Here is a 10,072-nt window from a genome sequence, read left to right as displayed (position 1 = left end):
GGGGCGGGCGGCGTGGCCACGGGTGCCGGGCGCGCCGCGGGGGACGCGGTCAGCGGCGACGCGTCCGTGGACGCGTCGGAGTCTTGCACGTCGAACAGGAGTTCGAGCTGGTCAGTGCTGGGCATACCTTTCTGGATTGAGACGCCGCATTTCCCCTTCGATCCAGTCCTGCACTTTCTGGTTCAGTTCCTCGGGGGAGATTCCCTTCGATTCTATCGCGGGACCGATGGACAGCGTAACCAGGCCTGGATATTTGACGAAGGCATTGCGGCGCCAGCATTCGCCGGCGTTGTGCGCCACCGGGATGACCACCGCGCCGGTGCGCGAGGCCAGCAACGCGCCGCCCATCTTGAAGCGCGCGGTCTTGCCGGGCGGCACGCGGGTGCCTTCCGGGAACAGCAGCGGCCAGCGGCCTTCGTCCAGCCGGACCTGTCCCTGCTTGACCACCTGTTCGAAGGCGTCGCGGCCCTTGGAGCGGTCGATGGCGATCATGCGCAGCAACGCCAGGCCCCAGCCGAAGAACGGCACCATGTGCAGTTCCTTCTTGTAGACGAAGCACACTTCGCGCGGCATGTAGGCCGGGAAGAACAGCGTTTCCCAGGCCGACTGGTGCTTGGACAGCAGCACCGCCGGGCCGTCGGGCAGGTTTTCCCAGCCCTTGACCTGCCAGCGGATGCCGCAGAACACCTTGGCGCCCCAGATGGCCAGGCGCGGCCAGCCCACCGTGAGCTTGTAGCGCAGGTGCAGCGGCAGCGGCGCCCACAGCACGCAAGCGAAGGCATAGGGGATGACCGTGATGGCCAGGAACAGGAAATACAGGAGCGAGCGCAGCCGGGCCATCAGTTGTCCTGCAGCAGGGCGTCGGCCACGGCCGACAGGTCGTCGCAGACCCGGGTGTTCTCGGGCAGGCCGCCCTTGGCCAGCGTCTTCTTGCCGTTGCCGGTCAGCACCAGCCAGGGCGAGCAGCCCGCGGCGCTGGAGGCCTGCAGGTCGCGCAGCGAGTCGCCCACGGCCGGCACGCCGGCCAGGTTGACGTCGTAGCGATGGCCGATCTGCTCGAACATGCCGGGACGCGGCTTGCGGCAGGTGCAGTCGTCGTCCGGGCCGTGCGGGCACATGAAGACGGCGTCCACGCTGCCGCCGACGGCGGCCAGCTCGCGCCGCATCTTGGCGTGGATGGCGGTCAGCGTGTCCATGTCGAACAGGCCGCGCGCCAGGCCGGACTGGTTGGTGGCGACCACCACCGTCCAGTCCGCCTGCGTCAGGCGGGCGATGGCCTGCAGGCTGCCGGGCAGGGCGATCCATTCGTCGGGATTCTTGACGAACGCATCGCTGTCCTGGTTGATGACGCCGTCGCGGTCGAGGATGATGAGCTTCACTGTGCCAGCCTGGAAATGTCAGCGACCTGGTTCATCAGGGTGTGCAGCTGGCCCAGCAGCGCCAGCCGGTTGGCGCGCACCGCCGGGTCCTCGGCCATGACCATGACGTCGGCGAAGAAGGCGTCCACCGGTTCGCGGGCCTGGGCCAGCGTGCGCAGGTTGGCGGCGAAGTCGCCGGCGGCCAGTTGCGCCTCGGCCTGCGGGCGCAGCGCGGCGATGGCGGCGGCCAGCGCCTTTTCGGCGGGCTCGACCAGCGCGGCGTCATTGACCGCGCCGATCTCGCCTTCGGCCTTCTTGAGCAGGTTGCCGATGCGCTTGTTGGCGGCCGCCAGGCTGGCGGCCTCGGGCATCTGCGCGAAGGCGGCGGCGGCGCGCACGCGCTCGGCCACCTGGTGCAGCGGCGGCGTCAGGGCGATGACGGCCTCGACCGCGTTGCGGTCGTGTTCGTTGATCAGCTGGTTGCGGTAGCGTTCGTAGATGAAGGCGCGCACTTCCGCCAGCGTGTCGGCGGGGATCTTGCCGGCCGGGAAGGTGGCGGCGGTGGCGGCCAGCAGGCCGTCCAGCGACAGCGGGCCGTCCTGGTTGAGCTTGAGCCAGCCGCCGGCGGCCAGTTGCTCGAAGGCGCTGATCAGGCCCAGCGCGGCGCGGCGCAGGCCGAAGGGGTCGCGTTCGCCGGTGGGCGCCAGGCCGATGGCCCAGATGCCGACCAGGGTCTCGGCGCGTTCGGCGATGAACAGCGTGGCGGCGGTCAGGTCGTCCTGCGAAACCGGCGTGTCGTAACGGTTGCGGTACTGGGTGCGCAGCGCCTGCACGACGCTGTCCGGCTCGCCGTCGCCGGCGGCGTAGTAGGCGCCCATGATGCCTTGCAGCTCGGGGAACTCGCCCACCATGTTCGAGCCCAGGTCGGCCTTGGCCAGCAGCGCGGCGCGGTCGGCGGCGGCGACATCGCCGCCCAGCTTGCCAGCCACGTCGCGGGCGATGGCGCGCACGCGCTCGACGCGTTCGAGCTGGGTGCCCAGCTTGTTGTGGTAGACGATCGAGCCCAGTTGCTCGACGCGCGCGGCCAGCGGCGTCTTGCGGTCGGTCTCGAAGAAGAACTGGGCGTCGGCCAGGCGCGGACGCACCACGCGCTGATTGCCTTCGACGATGTTCACCGGGTTGTCCGTGCGCATGTTGCTCACGATCAGGAAGCGGTGCGTCAGGCGTCCGCTGGCCGGGTCGAACAGCGGGAAGTACTTCTGGTTCAGGCGCATCGTCAGGATCAGGCATTCCTGCGGCACTTGCAGGAACTGTTCCTCGAACTCGCCGACGTAGACGGTGGGGTGTTCGACCAGGGCGGTGACTTCATCGAGCAGGGCGGCCACTTCGGGGTCGTCGCCCAGCGTGGCCGACAGACGGCCGGCGTGGTCCAGCAGCTGGCGCTGGATCTCGTCGCGGCGGCCTTCGAACGAGGCCACCACGCGGCCCTTCTCGGCCAGGGTGGCGGCGTAGGCGTCGGCATCGGCGATGGCGATGGCGCCGCTGCTCATGTAGCGGTGGCCCAGCGTGTCGCGGCCGGCGGTCAGGCCGAGGGCGCTGACGGGAACCACGTCGGCGCCGAACAGCGCGATCAGGCCGTGCGCCGGGCGCACGAACTTGACGGTGGTCTCGCCGTCGGCCAGCTGGTAGCGCATGACCTTGGGGATCGGCAGGCCGTCGATGGCCGCGTCGATGCCTTCCTGCAGGCCGACGGCCAGCGCGGCGCCGGGGGCGGTGCCGCGGGCGACCAGGTAATCCTGCTTGCCGTCGGATTCACGTTCCAGGGTGGCCAGGTCGATGTTTTCCAGGCCCTTGGCGGCCAGCTTCTTCTGCAGCGCCGGGGTGGCCTTGCCGTCTTCGGTCAGGCCGATCTTCACCGGCATCAGCTTTTCGGCGTAGGCCTGATCGGGCGCCTGCGCCAGCACGGCCGACAGGCGCACCGCCAGGCGGCGCGGCGTGGCGTACGGCTCGACGGCGCAGCCATCGGCCAGCAGGCCGTGGCGCGCCAGCGTGGCGCGCACGCCTTCGGCGAAAGCCTGGCCCAGCTTCTGCAGGGCCTTGGGCGGGAGTTCTTCGGTCAGCAGCTCGACCAGCAGGGGGCGGATGTTCGTCGTCATTTATGCAGCCTCCCCGGCGGCCTTGTCGCGGCCCAGCATGGGAAAGCCCAGTCGTTCGCGGGAATCGTAGTAGGCCTGCGCGACGGCGCGCGACAGGTTGCGGATGCGGCCGATGTAGGCGGCGCGCTCGGTGACGCTGATCGCGCCGCGCGCGTCCAGCATGTTGAAGGTGTGCGCGGCCTTGAGCGTGGCTTCATAGGCCGGCAGGGCCAGCGGCACGTCCATCAGGCGCTTGGCCTCGGCTTCGTAGTCGTTGAAGTGCGCGAACAGCATCTCGGCCGACGAATATTCGAAGTTGTAGGTGGACTGTTCCACTTCGTTCTGGTGGAACACGTCGCGGTACAGCACGCGGCGGCCGTTGGCGCCTTCGGTCCAGACCAGGTCGTACACGCTCTGCACGTCCTGCAGGTACATGGCCAGGCGTTCCAGGCCGTAGGTGATCTCGCCCGTGGTCGGGGTGCAATCCAGGCCGCCGACCTGCTGGAAGTAGGTGAACTGGGTCACTTCCATGCCGTTCAGCCACACTTCCCAGCCCAGGCCCCAGGCGCCCAGCGTCGGGTTTTCCCAGTCGTCCTCGACGAAGCGGATGTCGTGCTGCGTGGGGTCGATGCCCAGCGCCTTGAGCGAGCCGATGTACAGGTCCAGGATTTCCGGGGGCGCGGGTTTCAGCACCACCTGGTACTGGTAGTAGTGCTGCAGGCGGTTGGGGTTCTCGCCGTAGCGGCCATCCTTGGGGCGGCGCGAGGGCTGCACGTAGGCCGCGCGCCAGGGCTCCGGGCCGATCGCCCGCAGGAAAGTGGCGGTGTGCGAGGTGCCGGCGCCGACTTCCATGTCGTAGGGCTGCAGCAGGGCGCAACCCTGCTTGTCCCAGTATTCCTGGAGCGTAAGGATGATTTGCTGAAAGGTGAGCATAGGATTCTTGGAATTCGGTCGCCGGGCGACGTCTGCCGTGGGCGTGGGAAACCGGGCATTTTAACTGGCCCGGGGCGGCCCCGGGGCCGGACCCCGGGATTGGGGTCGCATCCAGGCGGTTACATCCTCGCGGTTACATATCGGGCGGGGCGTGCTCCAGGCGGACGTTGCTCCGCCGGCGCCCTGCGGCGGCCGGGCATTGGTCGTATCATTCCAGGTTGACCAGTCTTATATAAAACCAATATCCAAAACCCCGGAAGGAGCATCCGCATGTCTGACCTGATCAAGGTGGAAGTCGCCGACGGCATCCAGATCATCACCATCAACCGTCCCGAGGCCAAGAACGCCATCAACCTGGAAACCGCCCAGGCCATGGCAGCCGCGCTGGACCAGCTGGACAGCCGCGACGACGTGCGCATCGGCATCCTGACGGGCGCGGGCGGCACGTTCTCGTCGGGCATGGACCTGAAAGCCTTCGCCAAGTCGGGCCAGCGTCCGTACGTGGAAGGCCGCGGTTTCGCAGGCCTGAACGAAGCGCCGCCGAAAAAGCCGCTGATCGCCGCGGTCGAAGGTTATGCGCTGGCCGGCGGTTGCGAGATGGCCCTGGCGTCCGACCTGATCGTGGCCGCCAGCAACGCCAAGTTCGGCCTGCCCGAAGTCAAGCGCGGCCTGGTGGCCGGCGCCGGCGGCATGCTGCGCCTGCCGCGCCGCCTGCCGTACCACATCGCCATGGAAGTGATCCTGACCGGCGACATGCTGGGCGCCGAGCGCGCCTACGGCTTCGGCCTGGTGAACCGCCTGACCGAGCCGGGCGGCGCCCTGGCCGGCGCGCTGGAACTGGCCCGCGCCATCGTCGAGAACGGCCCGCTGTCGGTGCAGACCGCCAAGAGCATCGTGGCGCAGTCCGGCGACTGGACCCAGGAAGAGATGTTCAACCGCCAGCGTCCGCTGATCGCCCATATCTTCTCGTCGGCCGACGCCAAGGAAGGCGCCACGGCTTTCGCCGAAAAGCGCAAGCCTGTCTGGCAAGGAAAATAAAATAAGCTGCACCCCATCGCGCGCGGCCGGTTCGCCGGCCGCGTTTTCACGTTTCCCTCCGTAACCCGCATATCGCCATGTCCGTCCTCATCAAAGAAGAAGACTTCATCCAGTCGATAGCCGATGGCATCCAGTTCATCAGCTATTACCACCCCGTCGACTACATCCGCCACCTGGCCCGCGCCTACGAGCGCGAGGAAAGCCCGGCCGCGCGCGACGCGATGGCGCAGATCCTGACCAACTCGCGCATGTGCGCCGAGGGCAAGCGCCCGCTGTGCCAGGACACCGGCATCGTCAACGTGTTCCTGAAGGTCGGCATGGGCGTGCGTTTCGACACCAAGCGCACCCTGCAGGAACTGTGCGACGAAGGCGTGCGCCGCGGCTACCTGAACCCGGACAATCCCCTGCGCGCCTCGGTGCTGGACGATCCGCTGTTCGCCCGCAAGAACACCCGCGACAACACGCCCTGTATCCTGCACGTCGAGCTTGTCCCGGGTGACAAGGTCGACGTGCAGCTGGCTTCGAAGGGCGGCGGTTCGGAAAACAAGTCCAAGTTCGCCATGCTCAACCCCAGCGATTCGCTGGTGGACTGGGTGCTCAAGACGGTCCCGACCATGGGCGCCGGCTGGTGTCCGCCGGGCATGCTGGGCATCGGCGTCGGCGGCACCGCCGAAAAGGCCATGCTGATGGCCAAGCAGTCGCTGATGGAAGACATCGACATGTACGAACTGCTGGCCCGCGGCCCGCAGAACAAGCTCGAAGAACTGCGCATCGAGCTGTACGAAAAGGTCAACGCGCTGGGCATCGGCGCCCAGGGCCTGGGCGGCCTGACCACCGTGCTGGACGTCAAGATCAACACCTTCCCGACGCACGCGGCCTCCAAGCCCGTCGCCATGATCCCGAACTGCGCGGCCACCCGCCATGCCCACTTCGAGCTGGACGGCTCGGGCCCGGCGCGCCTGGACCCGCCGTCGCTGTCGGAATGGCCGGAAGTGCACTGGGCGCCGGACTACAACAAGTCCAAGCAGGTCGACCTGAACACGCTGACCAAGGAAGAAGTCGCCAGCTGGAAGCCGGGCCAGACCCTGCTGCTGTCGGGCAAGATGCTGACCGGCCGCGACGCCGCGCACAAGCGCATCCAGGACATGCTGGCCAAGGGCGAGCCGCTGCCGGTGGACTTCACCAACCGCGTCATCTACTACGTCGGCCCGGTCGATCCGGTGCGCGACGAAGTGGTGGGCCCGGCCGGTCCGACCACCGCCACCCGCATGGACAAGTTCACCGACATGATGCTGGAGCAGACCGGCCTGATCGCCATGATCGGCAAGTCCGAGCGCGGCCCCGTCGCGATCGAGTCGATCAAGAAGCACGGCTCGGCCTACCTGATGGCCGTGGGCGGCGCGGCCTACCTGGTGTCCAAGGCGATCCGCGGCGCCAAGGTGCTGGGTTTCGCCGACCTGGGCATGGAAGCCATCTACGAGTTCGACGTGAAGGACATGCCGGTGACCGTGGCGGTTGACGCCCAGGGCACTTCGGTCCACACCACCGGCCCGAAGGAATGGCAGGCCAGGATCGGCAAGATCCCGGTCGCCACCGCGTAAACGGGCGACATGAATGCGAGAAGGGCGCCGGTGACGGCGCCCTTTTTTTATCCCTGGGACGATTCGCGGCCTGCCGTCGGCACGGGCGCCCGTGGCCGAGCGATCAGGGCCGGTCAGTAGCGCACGTACTCCAGCGCCGACTGCGAGGACGCCGGTGCGCGGGGCGCCACGGCTCGCGCCGATGCCGCTTCGCGCGCCGCCTCGGGTCGGTCCTGGGCCTCATAGGCGCTCTGCAGTTCGTGCGCCGCCTCGGCCGTCATCTGGGTGATGTCCTCGGTGACTTCGCCCAGCTTGGCCGATTGCGCCAGCGAGACCTCCACCACTTCGCCCATGATCTCGGTGACCCGCCGCGACGAGGTCACGATGTTCTCCATGGTGGCGCCGGCGGACTGTACCTGTTCGGCGCCGCTGCCGATCTGCTGGACCGAGGTGGTGATCAGGTCCTTGATCTCCTTGGCCGCGGATGCGCTGTTCTGGGCCAGGCTGCGCACCTCGGCCGCCACCACCGCGAAGCCTTTGCCGTGCGGGCCCGCGCGCGCCGCCTCGACCGCGGCATTGAGCGCCAGGATGTTTGTCTGGAACGCGATGCCATCCATCACGCCGATGATCTCCGAGATGCGCCGCGAGCTTTCGGTGATGGTGCCCATGGTGGCTACCACGCCGGCCACGGTCTTGCCGCCTTCCTCAGCCACCTGGCAGGCGTCGCGCGCCAGCGTATTGGCCTGGCTGGCGCGTTCGGCGTTCTCGGTCAGGCCCTGCACCGCCACCCGCAGCGTCTGCGCGGCGGTGAAGCGGCGGGTGATGTCGGTGGCGAACTTCACCACCTTGAATGGCCGGCCCTCCGCATCGAAGATCGGGTTGTAGCTGGCCTCGATCCAGACGCGGCGCCCGTTCTTGCCAATGCGCAGGTATTGGCCGGTGTCGTATTCGCCGCCGCGCAGCTTGCGCCAGAATTCCTTGTAGGCGGGGCTGCGGACTTCCTCGGGCAGCACCAGCATGCTGTGGTGGCGGCCGCGCAGTTCGTCTTCGCGGTAGCCCATGGCGTCCAGGAACAGGTCGTTGGCGCGAATGATGGTCCCGTCCAGTTCGAACTCGATGATGCCCTGCACCTTGGAGATGGCGGCAAGCTGGCCCTCGGTGTCGGCCTGGCGGCGCTGCTGCTCGGTGACGTCGGTGGCGTACTTGACCACCTTGAAGGGCCGGCCGGACTCGTCGAGGATCGGGTTGTAGCTGGCCTGCAGCCAGACGTCGCTGCCGTCCTTGTGGATGCGGCGATAGCGGCCCGCGTCGTACTCGCCGCGCTTGAGCTTGTCCCAGAACGCCTGGTATTCAGGAGAGCCGCGCCGGTCGGGCGCCACGAAGATGCGGTGGTGCTGCCCCCGCAGTTCGTCGAGCGTGTAGCCCATGGCATCGAGGAAATTCTGGTTGGCCATGAGCACATGGCCGTCCAGGTCGAACTCGATGATCGCCTGCGCCTTGTGGATGGCCGCGATCTGGCCGTACAGATCCGCATTCCGCGTGTCGCGCTTGCGACGGAACAGGCGCTTGAAGGGAAACCAATGCATGTTGAACTCGAACGAAGATGCCGGCCGGTATCGGTCAACAAAGTCTCTATGTGTGGGTGACCTGGATCATAAGGTTCGGAAGGCCGTGAATTGCCGGATGGGCTCTGTTAGGCAGTCTGATAAAGGTCTTGGACGCCCCGAATGAATCGGGGCGAACACGATCAGAACGCCCAGCGCCAAGTCAGCGTGGCGCCGTGGTTCCGATTGCGCGAGCTGAACTGTCCGGCATAGTGAAAGCCGGCCATTGCGTTGCGGCCTGTGCGTGCCTGTAATCCGGTTTCCAGCAGCAAGGTGTCGCGGGCGATGGGCGCGCCGACGATGGTGAAGGCATCGCCGGCATCGAACGACTGCGTCGACGTCGTCGACAGGTCGCCGAAGGCGCGACGCCAACCCGCGCCGACTGTGAGGGCGCCGTCGAACCTGCCCGATTGCAGCGCGTGGCGGAGGCGGGCGCCCAGCGTTGTTGTCGTTGTCCGCGCGGACTGGCCGACGCCCGAGAGCGCGCCGCTGCCGCCGCGTTCCTGGAACGCGGAGCTGCGTTGGCTGGCCCATGCCAGGCCGGCGTAGGGTTCCACTGACAACGCACCGCTTGCGGCCAGGGCGTAACCCAGTTCGGCGAATAGCTGGGTGGCGCTGGCGCGATAGTCGGCGCGCAAGGTCTGGTCCAGTGCGCCGGCCACGACGCCACGGCGAGTGCCGACGTTGTGCCAGGTGTAGGCCGTTCCCAGCAGGACATTGAGCCTGCCGCCGCGCGTCTCGAATGCCTTGCCTCCGTAGGCGATCGCGCTATAGCTCGAGATATTGCTCTTGGCGTTCGCGCCATCGGTGCGCAGCTGGCTGTCGGTGTAGCCGAGCGCGCCGCCCAGGCGCCAGCCGGCGCCGATGGCGCGGTCCACACCGATGAAGATACCTCCGGTGCGCAGGCGGACGGCGTTGCTATCGTCTGTCGCACCCTGGTCTTGCCAGCTTCCGACCAACTGCGCCCAGGCGGGGTGGGCGTCGGACCCGGGCAGGGTCGAGGCGGCGGGCGGCGCATCGCTCACTCCCGCGGCCGCCGTGGGCGAGCCAGCATGCCGGCCCGCATTCAAGTTGGCGCGCAGATGTTTCAGCGGCACATCGCGAATGGTCGTGTCTAGGCCGGGCAACGCATGGCGGACGCTGGCGTGGATTTCTCCGGCGAGCGCTGAAAAGTAGGCCTGGGGGGCGCCTTCGGGCAGGCTCAATGCTCGACGATAGAGTTCGTGGTCGGCGGGCAGGCTTTCGATCGCATTGGCGGTCGCGATGGTGTTGCGGTTGCTGAGGAGATCCGCGAATCGGATGGGTGACGACGGCGCCGCGCCGTCGTCACCGGGTGTTGCTGCATCGGTTGCTGGCGGTGACGCCGGGTCGGAGGCAGGGGGAACGGGCTCGGTTGTCGGCGGCGCCGGGTCAGTCACAGGAGG

Annotated in this window: 8 protein-coding genes; 2 read left to right on the top strand and 6 right to left on the bottom strand. The window is 67.8% G+C overall.

The genetic code is table 11. From position 1 onward, the window contains the following. Positions 1 to 111: 111 nt before the first annotated feature. From DK459_RS02670 to glyQ, 4 genes are read right to left on the bottom strand one after another with little or no spacing between them, the layout of a single operon-like run. A complete protein-coding gene (locus DK459_RS02670; RefSeq protein WP_006388858.1) occupies positions 112 to 840 on the bottom strand; it encodes a 1-acyl-sn-glycerol-3-phosphate acyltransferase in 729 nt (242 codons plus the stop codon). After that, complete coding sequence (gene gmhB, locus DK459_RS02665; protein ID WP_024067788.1) at positions 840 to 1,379, bottom strand: D-glycero-beta-D-manno-heptose 1,7-bisphosphate 7-phosphatase; 540 nt, start codon at positions 1,377 to 1,379, stop codon at positions 840 to 842. Before gmhB ends, DK459_RS02670 begins: the two co-directional genes overlap by 1 nt. Then, entirely contained in the window at positions 1,376 to 3,514 is a 2,139-nt protein-coding gene (gene glyS / locus DK459_RS02660; protein WP_024067789.1) for a glycine--tRNA ligase subunit beta, read from the bottom strand. Before glyS ends, gmhB begins: the two co-directional genes overlap by 4 nt. Continuing rightward, positions 3,515 to 4,426, bottom strand: a complete 912-nt coding sequence (glyQ, locus tag DK459_RS02655; protein WP_006388861.1) for a glycine--tRNA ligase subunit alpha — start codon at positions 4,424 to 4,426, stop codon at positions 3,515 to 3,517. A 270-nt stretch (positions 4,427 to 4,696) separates the two neighbouring features. Between glyQ and DK459_RS02650 the strand changes: the two genes are divergently transcribed. Both DK459_RS02650 and DK459_RS02645 read left to right on the top strand, forming a co-directional pair. Continuing rightward, positions 4,697 to 5,464 carry a crotonase/enoyl-CoA hydratase family protein gene (locus DK459_RS02650; RefSeq protein WP_006388863.1) on the top strand — a complete coding sequence of 256 codons (768 nt, stop codon included), beginning with the start codon at positions 4,697 to 4,699 and terminating at the stop codon, positions 5,462 to 5,464. Positions 5,465 to 5,541: 77 nt separating this feature from the next. Continuing rightward, the gene (locus DK459_RS02645; RefSeq protein WP_006388864.1) at positions 5,542 to 7,065 is read left to right on the top strand and encodes a fumarate hydratase; all 1,524 of its coding nucleotides are present in this window, start codon (positions 5,542 to 5,544) and stop codon (positions 7,063 to 7,065) included. Between the two features lie 113 nt (positions 7,066 to 7,178). Here DK459_RS02645 and DK459_RS02640 read toward each other — a convergent pair whose 3' ends face one another. Further along, complete coding sequence (locus DK459_RS02640) at positions 7,179 to 8,630, bottom strand: methyl-accepting chemotaxis protein (protein WP_110134441.1); 1,452 nt, start codon at positions 8,628 to 8,630, stop codon at positions 7,179 to 7,181. Positions 8,631 to 8,791: 161 nt separating this feature from the next. Then, positions 8,792 to 10,072 (bottom strand): autotransporter outer membrane beta-barrel domain-containing protein (locus DK459_RS02635; protein ID WP_110134587.1); only part of this gene is annotated, 1,281 nt, incomplete at its 5' end.

Source organism: Achromobacter sp. RW408, assembly GCF_003184165.1.
In the GTDB taxonomy this organism is placed as follows: domain Bacteria; phylum Pseudomonadota; class Gammaproteobacteria; order Burkholderiales; family Burkholderiaceae_B; genus Achromobacter; species Achromobacter xylosoxidans.
This window is presented reverse-complemented; position numbering and strand designations above follow the sequence as displayed.

What these genes read in the sequence shown, in the direction of transcription:
- DK459_RS02670 (WP_006388858.1), bottom strand. Translation starts at nt 840, where the DNA reads ATGGCCCGGCTGCGCTCGCTCCTGTATTTCCTGTTCCTGGCCATCACG.
- glyS (WP_024067789.1), bottom strand. Translation starts at nt 3,514, where the DNA reads ATGACGACGAACATCCGCCCCCTGCTGGTCGAGCTGCTGACCGAAGAA.
- glyQ (WP_006388861.1), bottom strand. Translation starts at nt 4,426, where the DNA reads ATGCTCACCTTTCAGCAAATCATCCTTACGCTCCAGGAATACTGGGAC.
- DK459_RS02650 (WP_006388863.1), top strand. Translation starts at nt 4,697, where the DNA reads ATGTCTGACCTGATCAAGGTGGAAGTCGCCGACGGCATCCAGATCATC.
- DK459_RS02645 (WP_006388864.1), top strand. Translation starts at nt 5,542, where the DNA reads ATGTCCGTCCTCATCAAAGAAGAAGACTTCATCCAGTCGATAGCCGAT.
- DK459_RS02640 (WP_110134441.1), bottom strand. Translation starts at nt 8,630, where the DNA reads ATGCATTGGTTTCCCTTCAAGCGCCTGTTCCGTCGCAAGCGCGACACG.